The sequence below is a fragment of the Streptomyces vinaceus genome (assembly GCF_008704935.1).
Lineage (GTDB): Bacteria > Actinomycetota > Actinomycetes > Streptomycetales > Streptomycetaceae > Streptomyces > Streptomyces vinaceus.
In genome coordinates, this window is record NZ_CP023692.1 from 3,285,468 (window position 1) to 3,302,234 (window position 16,767).

A 16,767-nucleotide genomic window follows, 5' to 3' on the forward strand; every position below is an offset into this window, starting at 1 on the left:
TTCCCGCCCCCCGGGGGTGCACTGAGCCGCTGGTCAGGCGGTCCGCCGGGGGAACGGTCAGGCTGCGGAGAGGTACGCGTTCCAGCCGCCGGCCGGAGACTGACCCGGGGCCAGCTCCTGGAGCTTGGCGAGCAGCTTGGGGTCCTGTACGTCGATCCAGTCGGTGAACTGCCGGAAGGAGACCAGCCGTACGTCCTTTTTGTCCGACATGCCCTTGAGGGCTTCCTCCACGGCATCCATGTAGATGCCGCCGTTCCACTCCTCGAAGTGGTTGCCGATGAACATGGGCGCCCGGTTCGTCTCGTACGCCCGCCGGAAGCCGCCGAGGTAGGAGCCGGTGGCCTGGGTGCGCCAGGCCGGGTAGTTGGAGGTCATGCCCCGGGTGGTGTTCTTCGACTGGTTGGCGAGGATGTTGTAGTCCATCGACAGCACCTCGAAGGAGTGCCCGGGGAAGGGCATGGACTGCAGCGGCAGGTCCCAGACGCCCGACCGCTTCACCGGCCACACCTGGACGCCGCCGGGCGAGGAGGCGTCGTAGCGCCAGCCCAGCTTCCGGGCGACGGGCAACAGGTTGTCCTGGCCGAGCAGGCAGGGGGTGCGGCCGCCGACCAGTTCCTTGCGGTAGTCGAAGGGCAGCGGCTCGATGTCGGTGAAGCCGGTGTTGGTCCGCCAGCCGGTGACGAAGGACACGGCCTGGTCGATCTCGCTCTGCCAGTCGTCCGGGCTCCAGTGGGCCACGGAGCCGGAGCCGCCGCAGAAGTGGCCGTTGAAGTGGGTGCCCACCTCGTGGCCGTCGAGCCAGGCCTGGCGCACGCAGCCCAGGGTGTTGCGGACGTTCTCGTCCTTGAGGTAGCCGATGTCGGAGGCCCCGACGGGGTTGTTCGGCGGCTTGTAGAGGTCCTTCTTCGACTCGGGCAGGAGGTAGAGGCCGGAGAGGAAGAAGGTCATGGCCGCGCCGTGGTCCTTGGCCAGTTTGAGGAAGCGCGGGAAGAGGCCGTTGCCGATCTCCCCCGCCCCGTCCCAGCTGAACACCACGAACTGCGGTGGCGTCTCACCCGGCTGGAGCGGTACGGGTGCGGCCGGCTGGTGGGGCTGCGGGCCGGTGTCGGCGGTGGAACCGTCACCGATCGGCCGGATGGCGGCCGCGGAGGGGGAGGTGCCGGGGCCACCGGGGGCGGGGCGGCCCGGGCGGTCGTCGGCGCCGCAGCCGACGACTCCGGCCGCGACCGCCGCCGCACCGAGCCCGAGCACTCCCCTTCGGGTGAAGTCGCGCGTCGTCCTACTCGCATCGCTCATGAATAGTCACATAAACGGACTTTTCAGCGAAGTCGAGGTCCGCCGCGGCGTTTCGCCTACGACTTGTACGACTTTTTAGGCGCCGAACGCCTTCGACTTGCCCTTCACGGGCTTCGCACCCGCGAGCAGGTGCGCCGGGACCAGGTCCCGGGCCGGCTCGCTGTAGCCCACCGACACCAGCCGGTCGTCCTCGTACGTGAACGACGTGAGCGAGGCCAGCGTGCACTGCCGGCGCCGCGGGTCGTGCCACAGCCGGCGCTTCTCCGCGAAGCTGCGCACGATCCAGATCGGCAGCTGGTGGCTGACCGCCACCGCCTCGTGGCCGCGCGCCGCGTCGCGCGCCGCCTCGATGGCGCTCGTCATCCGGACGACCTGCTCCACGTACGGCTCGCCCCAGGAGGGCTTGAACGGGTTCGTCAGGTGCTTCCAGTTGGCGGGCTTGCGCAGCGCGCCGTCGCCGACGCCGAAGGTCTTGCCCTCGAAGACGTTCTCCGCCTCCAGCAGCCGCGCGTCGCTCGCCACGACCAGCCCGTGGCTCTTGGCGACCGGCGCCGCCGTCTCCTGCGCCCGCTCCAGCGGGGAGGAGACCACGTACGTGATGTCACGGTTCTGCAGGTGGTCCGCGACGCGCTCGGCCATCTCCCGGCCCAGCTCGGAGAGGTGGTAGCCGGCGCGGCGCCCGTACAGGACCCCGTCCGGGTTGTGCACCTCTCCGTGGCGCATCAGGTGGACGACGGTGATCTCGCTCATGCGGTGGCCTCCGGGGTGGCCTGCGCGGCGGCGCGGGCGGCGGCGGGGAGCGCGGCAGCGATCCGCTCGACCGCCCGCTCGTCGTGGGCGGTGGAGACGAACCACGACTCGAAGGCCGACGGCGGCAGGTAGACGCCCTGCGACAGCATCGAGTGGAAGAAGCCGTTGAAGCGGAAGGACTCCTGCTTCTTGGCGTCGTCGTAGTTCTTGACCTCGTCCTCGGTGAAGAAGACGGAGAACATGTTGGACGCGGTCTGCAGCCGGTGCGCCACGCCCTCCTTGGCGAGCGCGTCCGTGACCAGGCCCTGGATCTGCGCCGAGACCGCGTCGACCTTCTCGTACGCGGCCGCGTCGAGCAGACGCAGCTGGGCGAGGCCGGCGGCGGTGGCGACCGGGTTACCGGAGAGCGTGCCCGCCTGGTAGACCGGGCCGGCCGGGGCCAGGTACCCCATCACGTCGGCGCGGCCGCCGAAGGCGGCCGCCGGGAAGCCGCCGCCCATGACCTTGCCGAAGGTCATCAGGTCGGGCTTGACCCCGTCCACTCCGTACCAGCCGGCGCGGGAGGTGCGGAAACCCGTCATGACCTCGTCGGAGATGTACAGCGCGCCGTTCTCGCGGCACAGGTCCGCGAGGCCCTGGTTGAAGCCGTCCGCCGGGGTCACGACGCCCATGTTGCCGGGCGCGGCCTCCGTGATCACGCAGGCGATCTCGCCGGGGTGCGCGGCGAACGCCGCCCGTACCGCTTCCAGATCGTTGTACGGCAGCACGATCGTGTCGCCGGCCTGCGCGCCCGTCACGCCGGGGGTGTCCGGCAGCGCGAAGGTCGCCAGACCGGAACCGGCGGCGGCCAGCAGCGCGTCCACGTGACCGTGGTAGCAGCCGGCGAACTTCACGACCTTGGCCCGGCCCGTGAAGCCGCGCGCCAGGCGGATCGCCGACATGGTCGCCTCGGTGCCCGAGGACACCAGGCGGACCTGCTCCACGGGCTCGATGCGGTCGACGATCTCCTCGGCGAGCGCGACCTCGCCCTCGCCGGGCGTGCCGAAGGAGGTGCCGCGGGCGACGGCGGCCTGGATGGCCTCCACCACGGCCGGGTGGGCGTGGCCGAGAATCATCGGTCCCCACGAGCAGACCAGGTCGACGTACTCGCGGCCGTCGGCATCGGTCAGGTACGGACCGGTACCGGACACCATGAACCTGGGCGTTCCACCCACGGCGCGGAACGCGCGCACCGGAGAGTTCACGCCGCCAGGCGTCACGAGGGACGCGCGGTCAAAGAGAGTCTGCGAGACTTTGGCTTCATACGGGTACGGGTAGCTCACACCAGCCATGGTCTCATCAGGCCGCGACTGACTTGCGGACGGGCGTTTCACCGCGCCGCCCCGGGGGAGGTCACTGCCATGATGATCAGGCTGCGTGGCGGGGGCCGCGGGGCCGGGGCAGGCAAGACCAGTCGGGTGGAGATATGCAACGCGGTGGTGGACCGGGCGAGGGTACGGACGGCCTCGACCCGCAGCGCGCCCGCGAGGCCCGCGAAGCCCGCCGACGGGGCAAGCACCGGCGCCGGGCCGCGGACGCGGCCGATCCGGTACCGGCGCCGCTGGAATCCCCCGACGGCCTGCCCAAGGGCCGCGGCATGGGCGTGACGTACAAGTACTTCGGCGCGCCCGACGGCGCGACGGCCGCCCGGGTCCCGGTCACGATGCGGCCCGAGGAGCTCGGCGGGGACGAGCTCGGCATGGGCGGCCTGTTCACCAAGATCAAGCCGGAGACGGTGGCCGCGATGGTCCTGACCGGCATCGAGGGCATACCCCTGCACAAGGTGCCCCCGCTGGAGCTGGTCGTGCTCCACCCCGACTACGCGGTGGTCAAGCTCCCGATGACCGTGGTCGACCCGCTGCGCGGGATCGGCGAGGAATCGGTCGGCGCGGCGGCCTTCATCTGGTCCACCGTCCCGGACCGGGGCGGCCCGCGCGACGCGTTCAACGTCTACCAGCTGCTCCACGAGTGGCAGGACTTCTCGCACCGGCTGCACGAGGCCGGGCACCAGCCGTACTGCCTGGTCTGGCCGTGATCCGGCCGTAGTCCGGTCCTGGTCCACCCGTGGCCGGCCCGGGTCCGGCCGTGGTCCGGCCTTGGTCCGCCTTGGTCCGGCCGTGGTCCGGCCCACGAGGGCTACCCCGCCGCGAGCATCTTGTGGGCCTGCTCGCGCAGCGGCGTGATCCGGATCCGCGCCGCGGCGCCGTTGTGGACGGCGTTGGTGACGACGACCACGTACCGGCCCGTCGCGGGGGCGAGGTGCAGGCTCGTACCGGTGAACCCGTAGTGGTAGGCCACGCTTCCGCCCGCTCCCAGGACCCAGCCCAGGCCTCGCTGCACCCCGGGCTCGATCTCCGCCTGCGGGACCAGGCTCATCCGGAACCACTGGCCGAGCGGGGTCTCGCGCCCGGCGAGCAGGTGCTCGGCGTACGTGGCGAGGTCGGCCGCCGTCGCGAACACCCCGGCGTGGCCCGCGGTGCCGCCCATGATCGCCGCGTTCTCGTCGTGGACGGCGCCCCAGAGCCGGTCGTGGCCCTCCTGCCGCTCGGTCGGCGCGACGCGGGACTCCTGCCTGACCGGCCCGTACGCGGTATCGTCCATGCCCAGCTCCGCCCACAGCTCGCGGGCGAGCTCGTCCAGCGGCCGGCCGTGGACGTGCGCGAGGGCCAGCCCCAGGAGGATGTAGCCGCGGTTGATGTAGCGGTGCGTGCCCGGGAGGTTCTCCATCAGCTCGTGGCAGATCAGCTCGTGCAGCGGGCGCTCGGTCAGGTCGTAGAGGTCGAAGCGGGTGGCGGCGCGCAGGCCCGAGGTGTGGGAGAGCAGCTGCCGTACGGTGGCCTCCCCGCTGGGCATCGCGCCCTCCATCGGCGGCAGGAACTCCCGTACCGGCGCGTCCAGGTCGAGCAGGCCCGCGTCGAGGGCGCGGCCGACCAGCGGCCAGGTGGCGGTGACCTTCGTCAGGGACGCGATGTCGTAGACGGTGTGCTCGTCGGGCGCGGCGGGGCCCGTGAACGGGGAGACGACCCCGGCCGACAGGACGGCCCGGTCGCCGGCCGCCGTACCGCAGACGACGACACCGCCCGGGGTGGCGCCGTCCTCGACGATCTCGTGCAGCACGCCGTTCAGCACGGCCCGGTCCGCGGGGTCGACCGCGTCCGTCGGGTTGACCGCGTCCATGGGGCCCGTCGGGTTCTTCGGGTTCACGGGGTTCACGGGGTTCACGGGGTTCACGGGGTTCATCTACGCCTCCGGGTGACGGTGGTGGTCCCGCCACCCAGCGTGGCCATGCCACCGCGCCAGTGCCCGTAGCCGCGCCGGAGGTGACCGCAAGCTATCGGCCGGGCCCCGGCGGGATGTTCTGGTTGAGGCGGAACACGTTCCCCGGGTCCCACTGCGCCTTCAGCGCCCGCAGCCGGTCCAGCTTCCGCTCCCGCGCACCGTACGCCTGGCGCACGCGCTGCTCGCCCTCGTCCATGAGGAAGTTCACGTACACGCCCGCGTGGTACGGCTCCATCGCGGTCCAGAACTCCCGGACCCACCCGCACTCCTCGGCGAAACCCCCGGGCGTGTCCCGGATCCCGTTGATGTTCAGCATGTGGCCCAGGGATCGTCCCGCGGCCGCCGTGTCGTCCTCGCCGACCCGGGCGACCGCCCCGCCCAGCTGGAACAGCGGGAACCCGCTCTGCGGCGAGACGATCCGCCCCGCGTACCGCGCCATCGTGTCCAGGGCGCCGTCGTCGAGCCGGTCGAGGCCGCAGCCCCGGAAGTAGTACCACCAGCCGTGCGGGAACGAGGCGTCGAACATCGCCTGGTGCGCCAGGTACGGCTTCGGCCGGCACAGGTCGAGCAGCGGCCGCCCGAACGCCCGCATCGGCCGCATCACTTCCTCGCCCGCGGCCGCCTCCCCCACCCAGCAGGCGATCACCATCACCACCGGCCGGCCGTGCAGCTCGGCCGGGATCGCCGGCGACGCCGGGGCCTTGCGGTGGATCACGATCGTCGTCAGCTCGTCCGGCGCCCCCGCGATCCACTCCCGGTAGAACCGCATGACCTGCGGCGAATCCTCCACCGGCCACAGCACCGGCCCGGCGAGCACCGTGGGACCGACCGGATTCAGCCGGAACGTGAACTCCGTGACGATGCCGAAGTTCCCGCCCGCCCCGCGCATCCCCCAGAACAGCTCCGGCTCGTGCGCCGCGTCGGCCGTGAGCCGCTCCCCGGCAGCCGTGACCAGGTCCACCGACAGCAGCTGGTCCACGCTCAGCCCGTACTTCCGGCTCAGCCAGCCGATCCCGCCGCCGAGGGTGAGCCCCGCGACACCGGTGTGCGTCACGATCCCGGACGGCACCGCCAGCCCGAACGGCTGCGTCGCCGCGTCGAGCTCACCGAGCAGCGCGCCCGCCTGGACACGAGCCGTACGGGCCTCCGGGTCCACCCGGACCTCCCGCATCGGCGACAGGTCGATCACGACGCCGCCGTCGCAGACCGAATGCCCGGGGAAGCTGTGTCCGCCGCTGCGCACGGCCACCGCCGTGCCCGTCTCCACCGCCCACTTCAGCGCCGCCACCACATCGGCCGAACCGGTACAGGGCGCGATCAGGGCGGGATGCCGGTCGACGGCGCCGTTCCAGATCCGCCGGCGCTCCTCGTACGGGGCGTCCCCGGCCCGCACCAGACTGCCCCGGAAGGAGCGGGCCAGCCGGTGGTACGCGGCGTCGTCCAGGCGGACCGGTGCGGGTGCGGGTACCGGTGCCGGCGCAGTCGATGCACCCATGGGACGAGTCTTCCACCGCGCGGACACCCGGGCCAGCCGGCGTTGCGGGGGAGATCGTCCCGGGTCACGGTGGGCACATGGCCGCGCCCCCGCCACCGCCTCCGTCCCCTTCCCCGCTCCCCGTCAGCCTGATCCGGCACCTGGGCCCCAACTGGTACGCCGGCGTGATGGGCACCGCCATCGTCGCCAACGCGGGCGTCGCCCTGCCCGTGCGCGTCCCCGGGCTGCACACCTTCAGCCTGGTCTTCTGGGTGCTGTCCGCCGTCATGCTGGCCGTCCTGCTCACCGCCCGCGCCCTGCACTGGGCCCGCCACCCCGACCAGGCCCGGGACCATCTGCTCGACCCGGCCGTCGCCCCCTTCTACGGCTGCCTCTCCATGGCCCTGCTCGCCGTCGGCGGCGGCACGCTGCTCGTCGGCAAGGACCTCATCGGCCTCCACGCGGCCGTGGTCACCGACGCCGTCCTCTTCGTCGCCGGCACGGCCATCGGGCTGCTCGCCGCCGTCGGCATCCCGTACCTGATGGTCGAGAGCCACCGGATCCGGCCCGGCAGCGCCTCACCCGTCTGGCTGCTCCCGGTCGTCGCCCCGATGGTCTCCGCCGCGCTGGGCCCGCTGTTGATCCCGTACCTGCCGCCGGGCCAGTGGCAGGCGGCGCTGCTGCTCGGCTGCTACACGATGTTCGGGCTGAGCATGCTGGCCACGCTGGTGCTGCTGCCCATCGTCTTCGGCCGGATGGTGACCGGCCCCCGGCTGCCGCTCGTGCTGACCCCGACGCTCTTCCTGGTGCTCGGGCCCCTGGGGCAGTCGGTCACGGCCGCGAACAAGTTCGCCGACGCCGCCCCGGGGGTGGTGCGGTCCCCGTACGCCGAGGGCTTCCGGATGCTGGCCGTGATCTACGGGGTGCCGGTGATGGGGTTCGCGCTGCTCTGGTTCGTCTTCGCCTCCGCGATGCTCGTACGGGCCCGGCGGCTCGGCATGCGGTTCTCGCTGACCTGGTGGGCGCTGACCTTCCCGGTGGGCACCTGCGTGACGGGTGCGGAGGGGCTGGCCCGGCACACCGGCCTCGACGTGTACCGCTGGCTCGCCGTGTTCCTGTACGCCTGTCTGCTGGCGGCCTGGGCGGCGGCGGCCTCCCTGACCGTACGGGGCCTGGCGACGGGCGCGTTCGTCCCGGCGGCCGTGCCCGCCGGGACTGCCGGGGATGCCGGTGCTGCCGGTGCTGGCGGTGCGGGCGGTGCTGCCGGGGCCACTGAGGCGGCCGGGGCCGCCGGGGCCGCCGGGGCCGCCGGGGCCGCCGGGGCCGCCGCCGGGAGACCATAAAGCCCGCTTATGGCTGTATAGCCCCGATGTCCCTACCGGCGCGCAACCCCGGGGCGGAGGGTGGAACCCGAAAGCAAGAGTTCCCCCGATGAAGCTGGGACCCCATGTACACCCTCCTCTTCCTCCTCATCCTCCTGTGCGTCGTGGCAGCACTCCGGCCCTGGCCCGCCGGGGTCCGGGTGCCGCTGTGGACGGGAACGCTGATCGCCTCCCTGATCGCGTTCCTCCCCCACGTGCTCGACCACACCTTCCACATCGCCCTCTGAGGAGAAGAGCCCCGTGAACACCGCATCCACCTCGAACCGGCTCGGCCTGTGGTTCGCCCACGCCTACGTCATCGGCCTCTGCGCCACCCTGGCCGGCGCGTACTTCTTCCAGTTCGGCCTGTGGGAGTACCCCTGCCCCATGTGTCTGCTGCAACGGATGTTCTTCCTGCTCAGCGCCCTGGGCCCGGCCTGGATAATCATCCGGGCCCGCAAGGGCTCCGTCACCGCCGGGGAATGGGCCGCCGGGTGGGGCTGGGCCGTCGTCGCCGCCCTCGCCGGAAGCACCGTCTCCGCCACCCAGGTCCTGATGCACATCGTGCCCCCGGACCCCGGCTACGCCGGCGCCCTGTTCGGCCTGCACCTCTACACCTGGGCCCTGATCACCTTCGTGGGCGCGGCCGTGGCCGCCGGAGCCGCGCTGTTCCTGACCCCCCGGGCGCTGCCCCTCGACGCGGGGCTCACCTCCCCCGCCCTGCGCCGGGCCTCCACCGCCACCTCGGCGGTGCTGCTCGCCTTCGCCGCGAGCAACCTGGTCGCCTGCTTCTTCCTCCAGGGCTTCGCCTGGCAGATGCCGGGCGACCCCACCGGATACGCCCTGTTCCACTGAGCTCCGGGTGGCCCGCCGATTCCCCCCGATCGGCGGGCCGCCCGGTCAGGCGGTCGTCAGGACCAGGCGGCCGCGGGTGCCCGGCTCCGCCAGGCGGGCGTGCGCCTTCACCGCGTCCGCCAGCGGGAACGTCTGGGCGACCCGAAGGGTCAGGGCGCCCGCGTCCACCAGGTCCACCAGCTCCGCCAGGTGCGCGCCGTCCGCCGCGACCTCCTGCTCCACCACCCGGATCCCCCGCTCCGCGGCCGGGCCGGCGTGCGGACGCAGTCCCACGTAGACCCCGCCGTCGCGGACGAAGCCGAGCGCCGGCTCCCCCAGGACGGCCGCGTCCACGACCCCGTCCACCGGCGCGGCCGGAGCCGAGCCGCGCGGGACGAACTCCGTCGCGCCCAGCGACCGTACGAACTCCTCGTCCCCCTCCCCCGCCAGGGCCGTCACCACCAGCCCGGCCCGAACCGCGAGCTGCACCGCGAGGGCGCCGACCACGCCCGCGGCCCCGGTGACCAGCACCGCGGACCCCGGAGCAAGCCCCAGCAGCCCCACCGCCCGGGCGGCGGTCAGCCCGCTCAGCGGGAGCGCGGCCGCGGCGGCGTCGTCCACGGTGGCCGGAGCGGCCGCCACCGCCGAGGCGTCGAGCACCGCGTACTCGGCGTGCGTGCCCAACGGCTTGACCGGCCCGTAGTGCAGTGCGACCACCCGCTGCCCCGCCGACCAGCCGGTGACCCCGGCCCCGACCTCGTCGATCTCGCCCGCCACGTCCCAGCCGAGCCCGAGCCGCGTCCCGGCGCCGCCGAAGACGCCGACGCGGACGGCGCCGTCCACCGGGTTCACCCCGGCCGCCGCGACCTTGATCCGGACCTGGCCGGCGGCCGGGCGCGGGACCGGCACCCGGGCGATCTCCACCTGCTCCGGCCCGCCGAAGGCGTTGACGACGGCCGCCCGCATGGTCTTCACGGTCTGCGCGTTCTCGCTCATGGTCTCTCCCCGAATCGGTCGGCTGCGTTCACTCGTTCCTGCCGAGCACTAACCTAGGGAGAGGTACTCTCCTTTCGTAAGTACGTACTTCAAGGTGCGTACCCGACCCGGAAGTGGGGCACCCGATGGCCACCCGTACCGCCGCGACCCGCCGCGAAGAGGCCCGTCACGCCTACGACGCCTTCCTCAAGGAGTGCCCCACCAGCCAGCTCCTGGCCCGGATCAGCGACAAGTGGGTCGGCCTCATCGTCGCCGCGCTCGCCGGGGCCGAGGACAACTCCATGCGCTACAGCGACCTCGGCCGCAAGATCCCCGGCGTCAGCCAGAAGATGCTCACCCAGACCCTGCGCTCCCTCGAACGCGACGGCCTCGTCACCCGCACCGTGACCCCCACCGTCCCCGTCCGCGTCGACTACCGCCTCACCGGACTCGGCAGCAGCCTCGCCTGCCTGCTCACCTCCGTGAAGCAGTGGGCCGAGAACCACTTCGACGAGGTCGACGCCCACCGCACCGCCTACGACGGGGCCACCGCCGCCACCGCGTAATTCGGCCGCACCGGGCGGGCCCGCGATGGCATGCTGGGCAGCGTGAACGGACCCGGCATTCAGCTCACCCTCGCCCCCGAACTGCGCCTGTTCGCGCCGCCCAGCCGGCGCGCCGACCGCGTACCGACCGCCACCGACGGCGCCTCCAGCATCGGCCACGTCGTCGAATCGGCCGGCGTGCCGCTCACCGAGGTCGGCAGGCTCCTCGTCGACGGGCACGAAGTGCCCCTCTCGTACGTGCCCGGCGCCGGCCAGTCCGTCGAGGTCTTCGGCGTCGACCGGCCCCAGCGCATCCCCGGCGACGCCCCCCTGCGCTTCCTCCTCGACGTCCACCTCGGCACCCTCGCCCGCCGCATGCGCCTGCTCGGCGTGGACACCGCGTACGAGAACGAGGACATCGGCGACCCCGCCCTCGCCACCCGCTCCGCCGCCGAGCGGCGCGTCCTGCTCTCGCGCGACCGCGGACTGCTGCGCCGCCGCGAGCTGTTCGCCGGCGCGTACGTCTACAGCGACAACCCCGACGAGCAACTGCGCGACGTACTCGGCCGGTTCGCCCCCGCCCTCACCCCCTGGACCCGCTGCACCGCGTGCAACGGGCCGCTGCGCGAGGCCGACAAGGAGAGCGTCGGGGACCGGCTGGAGAGCGGGACGCACCGCTCGTACGACGTCTTCGCCCAGTGCACGGCCTGCGAGCGCGTCTACTGGCGCGGCGCCCACCACGCACGGCTGGAGCGGATCGTCAGCGAGGCCGTCGAGGAGTTCGGCGGCGTGGCCACCCCGTAACGGCCGTACGGAGCAGGTCAGAAGGCGTACGAGTCGCCCGTGTCCAGCGCCAGCACCGCGTGCTGGTTGTTGGACACGTCGCGGTCGGACGCCCCGCCGTTCCACCAGGTGTCGATCCGGACCACCACCTCCGGCACCGGCTCCTTCAGCTCCAGCAGCAGCCCGACGTGCCGGCCGCGCCCGTGCAGGGGCAGCGCGCCCGTCTCGCACACCACCTCGCGCAGCCCGGCCCGCGCGCAGCCCTGCGCCAGCTCCTGCCGGTCCGCGAGGTCCGCCGACAGCCGCACCCGCAGCGTCGCGTTGGCCAGCGCGGCCGGCCCCTCGTTCTGCGGTACGACCCACACCCGCAGCCGCCCCTGCGACAGGGACACCCGCCCGTGGTAGGCCACGTCGGCCTCGGGGCCCCTCCGGGCGATCGCCCCCGCCTCCGTCGCGGACACCGCTGACACTCCTGACACCCCGGGCACCCCGAGCACCAGCAAGCCCGCCACCACCACACTCCGTACGGCACCACGGCGCACCGCCACCACCTCCACGCGCGGAGGCTAGCCAGCACCGCCCCCGCGCAGTCGGACCATCACACGAACGAGGGCGCGCCCCTCGCCCAACCGGCGGGCGCCGCCGGCCCGGGCCCGCGGACGGTCTGCGTACGCTTCGAGCCATGCTGATCGCCCGCTCCGTCGCCCTGTTCGCCCTCGCCGCCGTCCTGGAGATCGGCGGCGCCTGGCTCGTCTGGCAGGGGGTGCGCGAGCACAAGGGCTGGGCCTGGATCGGCGCCGGGGTCATCGCCCTCGGCCTCTACGGCTTCGTCGCCACGCTCCAGCCCCAGGGCGACTTCGCCCGCGTCCTCGCCGCGTACGGCGGGGTCTTCGTCGCCGGCTCCCTCGTCTGGGGCGCCGTCGCCGACGGCTACCGCCCCGACCGCTGGGACGTCATCGGCGCCCTCGTCTGCCTCGCCGGCATGGCGGTGATCATGTACGCCCCGCGCGGCCGCTGAGCCCCGCCTATGCTGGCGGGTATTCGTCCGTACGAACGACCGAACCACCGCACCACCAGACCACCGGAACGACCGAGGAGCCCGCAGATGAGCACGGCCAGCGCCACCGCCACCCGGACCGCCGTAGTCACCGGCGCGAGCAGCGGCATCGGCGCGGCCACCGCCCGACAGCTCGCCGCCGCCGGCTACCACGTCCTCCTCACCGCCCGCCGCAAGGACCGCATCGAGGCCCTCGCCGCCGAACTGACGTCGGCCGGCCACTCCGCGGCGGCCCACGCGCTGGACGTCACCGACCGCACGGCCGTCGACGCCTTCGCGGCCTCCCTCGACCGCTACCCCTCCGTCGACGTACTGGTCAACAACGCCGGCGGCGCCATCGGTGCCGAGCCCGTCGCCACCGGGGACCCGGCCGACTGGCGCACGATGTACGAGGTCAACGTCATCGGCACCCTCAACCTCACCCAGGCCCTCCTGCCCGCCCTCATCGCCTCCGGCGACGGCACGGTCGTGGTCCTGTCCTCCACCGCGGGCCACGCCACCTACGAGGGCGGCGCCGGCTACGTCGCCGCCAAGAACGGCGCCCGCGTCCTGGCCGAGACCCTCCGCCTGGAGATCGTCGGCGAGCCCGTCCGCGTCATCGAGATCGCCCCGGGCATGGTCAAGACCGAGGAGTTCGCGAAGACCCGCTTCCGCGGCGACGCCGAGAAGGCCGAGAAGGTCTACGCGGGCGTGGCCGCCCCCCTGACCGCCGACGACGTGGCCGACACCATCACCTGGGCCGTGACCCGCCCCAGCCACGTCAACATCGACCTCCTGGTGGTCCGCCCCCGCGCCCAGGCCTCGAACACGAAGGTCCACCGCGACCTGTAGGCACCCCCGCAACCCGGCCGGGACCTCCACGTGCCCGGGCCTCGCCGTGCACCAACTCCCGCCGTCAGTCACCGAGTCGGAGCGGAGGCCGGGACCAGGGGGCGCCGGGGGCGGCGGACTCCGGGCGCAGCCCGAGCGCGTGGAGCTGGTTGACCGCCATCATGGCGAGGAACAGCGCGTTCGGGTTGGCGCCGCCGCCGCCCGTGGAGGCGAAGGCCTCCGCGTACCGGGAGGTGAACTCGTCCGGCCGGACCGGGGCGCTCCCCGCGACCGCCCCGAGAGCCGCCGACTGCAGGGCGGTGGCCTGCTCCAGCAGACCGTCCAGGAACGGCACCGCGGCCTCGGCGCCGCGGCGCACCGCGAAGGTGTGCCCGTCGGTGAGCACCTCGGCCTCCCCCTCCTCGAAGAGGAGGGCCACGGAGCCGAGCGTGGTCTGGATCTTGAGCTGGTCGGCGTCGGCCATCGCGCCGCAGGCCCCGTTGCCCTCGTCGGACAGGTGCAGGACCCCGCAGTCCCTCAGGTGCACGATCACGTGCCCGGCGCAGTGGCCCTGGGTACGCAGCACACGGACCGCGCCGTCGGCGAAGGTCCAGCCGGTGAAGCGCGCCGAGCCGATCCGGATCCGCTCCAGCGGGCGCTCCTCGTAGGTCCGGGTGACGGCCGCGAAGGGCCGGTACGGCCGGAAGAGCGACACCAGCGCGGGCCCGGCCACCGCGGGCTCGGGCAGCGGCGCCATCCCCTGGACGCGCTCGAAGGCCCGCACCCAGTACGCGTCCGGGTCGCGCATCTGGTCGAGGTCGGGAGCGGGCACCCAGTGCTCGGCCGCCGCGCCGAGCTCATCGGCGAGGTCGTTGTTGGCGACGTGGTCGGGATGGCCGTGCGTGGTCAGGACCAGCACTCGGGACCAGGGCCCGACCCGGTCCGCCGCCTCCCGCAGGGCGGCCCGGAACGTGCCGGTCACGCCGGTGTCGACGACCACGAGGGTCTCCCCGGCCCGGTGCACGAGGGCGTTGCCGACGTCCGGCTGCCCCCGCTCGACGTCCAGCTCCTGTCCGAGGACCAACACGGTCCGCCCGTCGATCCCGACCAACTCACCGAGCCCGGTCATGGAACCTCCCGCGGTCTCACCACCCCAGCCCGCCAAGCCCCCCTCCCACCCAACGTACGCCGCCCCGCACCCGCTGTCCCCGCGAGGCCTCCGGGGGAAGGCGGGCCGCGCCGGGCGGGGCCGCTCAGCCCTTGATACAGATGACCTGCTTGAGCTTGGCCACGACCTGGACGAGGTCCGTCTGCTGGTCGATGACCTGCTCGATCGACTTGTACGCGCCCGGGATCTCGTCGACCACTCCCACGTCCTTGCGGCACTCGACGCCCTTGGTCTGATCCGCCAGGTCCCGCGCCGAGAAGCGCTTCTTCGCGGCGGTCCGGCTCATCTTCCGACCCGCGCCGTGCGAGGCCGAGTTGAACGACTTCTCGTTGCCGAGGCCCTTCACGATGTACGAGCCCGTCCCCATGGAGCCGGGGATGATCCCGTAGTCGCCGCTGCCGGCGCGGATCGCGCCCTTGCGGGTGACCAGCAGGTCCATGCCGTCGTACCGCTCCTCCGCCACGTAGTTGTGGTGGCAGCTGATCTCCCGGTCGAAGGAGACCTTCGCCTTCCGGAACTCGCGGCGGATGACCTCCTTGAACAGGCTCATCATCACGGCGCGGTTGTACTTGGCGTACTCCTGGGCCCAGAAGAGGTCGTTGCGGTACGCCTCCATCTCGGGCGTGGCGGCGAGGAAGACCGCGAGGTCACGGTCGACCAGCCCCTGGTTGTGCGAGAGCCCGCGGGCCACGTTGATGTGGAAGTCGGCCAGCTCGTTGCCGATGTTGCGCGAGCCCGAGTGCAGCATGAGCCACACCGAACCGGAAGAATCTACGCAAACTTCACAGAAGTGATTGCCTTGGCCGAGGCTCCCCATTTGCCGCATCGCCCGGTCCCGCCGGAACTTCACCGCGTCCGCGATGTAGTCGAACCGCTCCCACAGGTCCCCGAAACCGGCGCCCGTGAAGCCGTACAGGCGGTCCGGGTCGACGGGGTCGCGGTGCATGCCCGCGCCCACCGGGATGGCGCGCTCGATCTTCGAGCGGAGGGGGGAGAGGTCGCCCGGGAGGTCGTTCGCCGTCAGGGACGTCTTCACCGCCGACATGCCGCAGCCGATGTCCACGCCCACCGCCGCCGGGCACACCGCGTCCTTCATCGCGATCACCGAGCCGACCGTGGCGCCCTTGCCGTAGTGGACGTCCGGCATGACGGCCAGGCCCTTGATCCAGGGGAGGCCCGCGACGTTGTGCAGCTGCTGCATCGCGCTCGCCTCGACCGACGCGGGGTCGGCCCACATCCGGATCGGGACCTGCGCTCCCGGTACCTCTACATACGACATACGACTCAAATCCCCCGAATACGCAAAAAGTATCGCTCTCAGTCCCGAACCAGACAGGGGACCGGCGCCGGCACCGGCGTGTGCGATAGACATTGTGTTCATCCGCGTCCAAAGCGCGGCAACGCAATTTTCCTGACCGACGGGCCGCCGGGCCGACGGCCGGTCGAAGGGGGCCAGTGGACGTGCAGCGCAAGGCGGTACGGCAACGACGGCGTGTCCTGCCGGGCATCGCGATGCTCGCCGCGCTCGTGGCCGGCGCGACCGGCCTGACCGGATGCACCAGCGACGGCGGCGTCGGTTCCGACACCGACTCCAAGGCGGGCGACAGCAGTCCCGCGCCCGCGCCGGCCGGCAAGTACCGCAGTCTGCCCGCGCCCTGCAAGGCCGCCGACAGCAAGCGCCTCAGGGCCATGCTCCCGGCCGGGGACAGCCTCACCGACGAGCAGCGCACCCAGCTGTACGCCGGGGTCGCGGACACCTCGTACGACGGGGACCGGCACGTCGGCTGCCGCTGGACGGCGCAGTCGCCCGAGGAGACCCGGCTGCTGTCGGTCGGCTTCGAGCGCGTGGTCTCGTACGACCGGACCCTCATGAGCGACGACGACAAGGCGCGGCAGGTGTACGTGCGCCGGCTGACCGACGCGCACCTGCCGTTCCCCGGTCCCGCCACCACCCCCACCGCGAGTACGGGTGCCGCTACGACGGCGAGCCCGAGCGCGCCCCCGCCGCCCGCCGGCGGGCAGCCGTCCTCCCCGGGGGCCGGCAGTCCCTCCCCCTCCTCCTCCGCGCCGCCGCCCGAGCTCGGCTCCCGGGTGCTCGAAGGGCTCGGGGCCGAGGCGTACATCGAGGACAAGCTGAGCGCGGCGGGCGCGAGCGCGGCGCAGGCGCGGACCGTGCGGATTGTGTTCCGCACCTCGAATGTCATCGTCACGGTCGAGTACGTCGTACAGCCCGCGCTGCCCGGTACGGTGCCGCCGAGCCCCGAAACCCAGGACAAGGCACGGCAGTTGGCGCAGGCGCTCGTCGAGCGTTTCAACGAGTGAGCGGGGGCGCGCGGGGCTCGGCGTGACGGCGCGCACAGCAGGCGCGCGCCGGGTCGGGCTACCGTTGTCCGGGT

The 16,767-nt window shown here is 73.0% G+C and carries 18 protein-coding genes; 9 read left to right on the plus strand and 9 right to left on the minus strand.

Annotated features, from left to right (window positions below):
- Nucleotides 1-57: 57 nt before the first annotated feature.
- The 3 genes from CP980_RS14605 to hemL all read right to left on the minus strand — a co-directional run bounded on the left by CP980_RS14605 (nt 58) and on the right by hemL (nt 3,377).
- Complete coding sequence (locus CP980_RS14605; RefSeq protein WP_150528336.1) at nt 58-1,296, minus strand: polysaccharide deacetylase family protein; 1,239 nt, start codon at nt 1,294-1,296, stop codon at nt 58-60.
- A gap of 75 nt (nt 1,297-1,371) precedes the next feature.
- Nucleotides 1,372-2,046 carry a histidine phosphatase family protein gene (locus CP980_RS14610; RefSeq protein WP_099890064.1) on the minus strand — a complete coding sequence of 225 codons (675 nt, stop codon included), beginning with the start codon at nt 2,044-2,046 and terminating at the stop codon, nt 1,372-1,374.
- On the minus strand, nt 2,043-3,377 hold the full coding sequence (gene hemL, locus CP980_RS14615) for a glutamate-1-semialdehyde 2,1-aminomutase (RefSeq protein ID WP_099890065.1): 1,335 nt from the start codon (nt 3,375-3,377) through the stop codon (nt 2,043-2,045). The genes CP980_RS14610 and hemL overlap by 4 nt, the downstream gene beginning before the upstream one ends.
- Nucleotides 3,378-3,682: 305 nt before the next feature.
- On the opposite strand from hemL, the gene CP980_RS14620 reads away from it, so the two are divergent.
- Nucleotides 3,683-4,120, plus strand: a complete 438-nt coding sequence (locus CP980_RS14620) for a hypothetical protein (protein WP_030161262.1) — start codon at nt 3,683-3,685, stop codon at nt 4,118-4,120.
- Nucleotides 4,121-4,221: 101 nt separating this feature from the next.
- Here CP980_RS14620 and CP980_RS14625 read toward each other — a convergent pair whose 3' ends face one another.
- Together CP980_RS14625 and CP980_RS14630 are read right to left on the minus strand one after the other, a co-directional pair.
- Entirely contained in the window at nt 4,222-5,325 is a 1,104-nt protein-coding gene (locus CP980_RS14625; RefSeq protein ID WP_229907148.1) for a serine hydrolase domain-containing protein, read from the minus strand.
- Nucleotides 5,326-5,416: 91 nt separating this feature from the next.
- A complete protein-coding gene (locus CP980_RS14630) occupies nt 5,417-6,859 on the minus strand; it encodes an FAD-binding oxidoreductase (protein ID WP_150528337.1) in 1,443 nt (480 codons plus the stop codon).
- 77 nt (nt 6,860-6,936) lie between these two features.
- On the opposite strand from CP980_RS14630, the gene CP980_RS14635 reads away from it, so the two are divergent.
- From CP980_RS14635 to CP980_RS14640, 3 genes are all read left to right on the plus strand, one after another.
- Nucleotides 6,937-8,181, plus strand: a complete 1,245-nt coding sequence (locus CP980_RS14635; RefSeq protein ID WP_150528338.1) for a TDT family transporter — start codon at nt 6,937-6,939, stop codon at nt 8,179-8,181.
- A gap of 104 nt (nt 8,182-8,285) precedes the next feature.
- The gene (locus CP980_RS35110) at nt 8,286-8,447 is read left to right on the plus strand and encodes a hypothetical protein (RefSeq protein ID WP_167535830.1); all 162 of its coding nucleotides are present in this window, start codon (nt 8,286-8,288) and stop codon (nt 8,445-8,447) included.
- Nucleotides 8,448-8,460: 13 nt separating this feature from the next.
- Nucleotides 8,461-9,054 (plus strand): disulfide bond formation protein B, encoded by a 594-nt coding sequence (locus tag CP980_RS14640; RefSeq protein WP_123513173.1) that lies wholly within the window; start codon nt 8,461-8,463, stop codon nt 9,052-9,054.
- Between the two features lie 45 nt (nt 9,055-9,099).
- Here CP980_RS14640 and CP980_RS14645 read toward each other — a convergent pair whose 3' ends face one another.
- Nucleotides 9,100-9,999, minus strand: a complete 900-nt coding sequence (locus tag CP980_RS14645; RefSeq protein WP_150530226.1) for an NADP-dependent oxidoreductase — start codon at nt 9,997-9,999, stop codon at nt 9,100-9,102.
- Nucleotides 10,000-10,154: 155 nt separating this feature from the next.
- On the opposite strand from CP980_RS14645, the gene CP980_RS14650 reads away from it, so the two are divergent.
- Nucleotides 10,155-10,574 carry a winged helix-turn-helix transcriptional regulator gene (locus CP980_RS14650; protein ID WP_099890070.1) on the plus strand — a complete coding sequence of 140 codons (420 nt, stop codon included), beginning with the start codon at nt 10,155-10,157 and terminating at the stop codon, nt 10,572-10,574.
- Between the two features lie 42 nt (nt 10,575-10,616).
- Nucleotides 10,617-11,357, plus strand: a complete 741-nt coding sequence (locus CP980_RS14655; protein WP_123517022.1) for a Mut7-C RNAse domain-containing protein — start codon at nt 10,617-10,619, stop codon at nt 11,355-11,357.
- 17 nt (nt 11,358-11,374) lie between these two features.
- Here CP980_RS14655 and CP980_RS14660 read toward each other — a convergent pair whose 3' ends face one another.
- The gene (locus CP980_RS14660) at nt 11,375-11,797 is read right to left on the minus strand and encodes a hypothetical protein (protein ID WP_229907147.1); all 423 of its coding nucleotides are present in this window, start codon (nt 11,795-11,797) and stop codon (nt 11,375-11,377) included.
- A gap of 221 nt (nt 11,798-12,018) precedes the next feature.
- Between CP980_RS14660 and CP980_RS14665 the strand changes: the two genes are divergently transcribed.
- A complete protein-coding gene (locus CP980_RS14665) occupies nt 12,019-12,354 on the plus strand; it encodes a YnfA family protein (RefSeq protein ID WP_132759637.1) in 336 nt (111 codons plus the stop codon).
- 87 nt (nt 12,355-12,441) lie between these two features.
- The gene (locus tag CP980_RS14670; RefSeq protein ID WP_150528339.1) at nt 12,442-13,224 is read left to right on the plus strand and encodes an SDR family NAD(P)-dependent oxidoreductase; all 783 of its coding nucleotides are present in this window, start codon (nt 12,442-12,444) and stop codon (nt 13,222-13,224) included.
- A 64-nt stretch (nt 13,225-13,288) separates the two neighbouring features.
- Here the strand turns inward: CP980_RS14670 and CP980_RS14675 are convergent, their stop codons facing one another.
- Both CP980_RS14675 and CP980_RS14680 read right to left on the minus strand, forming a co-directional pair.
- Nucleotides 13,289-14,332, minus strand: a complete 1,044-nt coding sequence (locus CP980_RS14675; protein ID WP_150528340.1) for an MBL fold metallo-hydrolase — start codon at nt 14,330-14,332, stop codon at nt 13,289-13,291.
- 124 nt (nt 14,333-14,456) lie between these two features.
- A complete protein-coding gene (locus tag CP980_RS14680; RefSeq protein ID WP_150528341.1) occupies nt 14,457-15,650 on the minus strand; it encodes an RtcB family protein in 1,194 nt (397 codons plus the stop codon).
- 182 nt (nt 15,651-15,832) lie between these two features.
- Here CP980_RS14680 and CP980_RS14685 point away from each other — a divergent pair, with 182 nt between their 5' ends.
- On the plus strand, nt 15,833-16,693 hold the full coding sequence (locus tag CP980_RS14685; RefSeq protein WP_229907146.1) for a DUF3558 domain-containing protein: 861 nt from the start codon (nt 15,833-15,835) through the stop codon (nt 16,691-16,693).
- Nucleotides 16,694-16,767: the final 74 nt, after the last annotated feature.

What these genes read in the sequence shown, in the direction of transcription:
- CP980_RS14605 (WP_150528336.1), bottom strand. Translation starts at nt 1,296, where the DNA reads ATGAGCGATGCGAGTAGGACGACGCGCGACTTCACCCGAAGGGGAGTG.
- CP980_RS14610 (WP_099890064.1), bottom strand. Translation starts at nt 2,046, where the DNA reads ATGAGCGAGATCACCGTCGTCCACCTGATGCGCCACGGAGAGGTGCAC.
- hemL (WP_099890065.1), bottom strand. Translation starts at nt 3,377, where the DNA reads ATGGCTGGTGTGAGCTACCCGTACCCGTATGAAGCCAAAGTCTCGCAG.
- CP980_RS14620 (WP_030161262.1), top strand. Translation starts at nt 3,683, where the DNA reads ATGGGCGTGACGTACAAGTACTTCGGCGCGCCCGACGGCGCGACGGCC.
- CP980_RS14625 (WP_229907148.1), bottom strand. Translation starts at nt 5,325, where the DNA reads ATGAACCCCGTGAACCCCGTGAACCCCGTGAACCCCGTGAACCCGAAG.
- CP980_RS14630 (WP_150528337.1), bottom strand. Translation starts at nt 6,859, where the DNA reads ATGGGTGCATCGACTGCGCCGGCACCGGTACCCGCACCCGCACCGGTC.
- CP980_RS14635 (WP_150528338.1), top strand. Translation starts at nt 6,937, where the DNA reads ATGGCCGCGCCCCCGCCACCGCCTCCGTCCCCTTCCCCGCTCCCCGTC.
- CP980_RS35110 (WP_167535830.1), top strand. Translation starts at nt 8,286, where the DNA reads ATGTACACCCTCCTCTTCCTCCTCATCCTCCTGTGCGTCGTGGCAGCA.
- CP980_RS14645 (WP_150530226.1), bottom strand. Translation starts at nt 9,999, where the DNA reads ATGCGGGCGGCCGTCGTCAACGCCTTCGGCGGGCCGGAGCAGGTGGAG.
- CP980_RS14650 (WP_099890070.1), top strand. Translation starts at nt 10,155, where the DNA reads ATGGCCACCCGTACCGCCGCGACCCGCCGCGAAGAGGCCCGTCACGCC.
- CP980_RS14665 (WP_132759637.1), top strand. Translation starts at nt 12,019, where the DNA reads ATGCTGATCGCCCGCTCCGTCGCCCTGTTCGCCCTCGCCGCCGTCCTG.
- CP980_RS14670 (WP_150528339.1), top strand. Translation starts at nt 12,442, where the DNA reads ATGAGCACGGCCAGCGCCACCGCCACCCGGACCGCCGTAGTCACCGGC.
- CP980_RS14675 (WP_150528340.1), bottom strand. Translation starts at nt 14,332, where the DNA reads ATGACCGGGCTCGGTGAGTTGGTCGGGATCGACGGGCGGACCGTGTTG.
- CP980_RS14680 (WP_150528341.1), bottom strand. Translation starts at nt 15,650, where the DNA reads ATGTCGTATGTAGAGGTACCGGGAGCGCAGGTCCCGATCCGGATGTGG.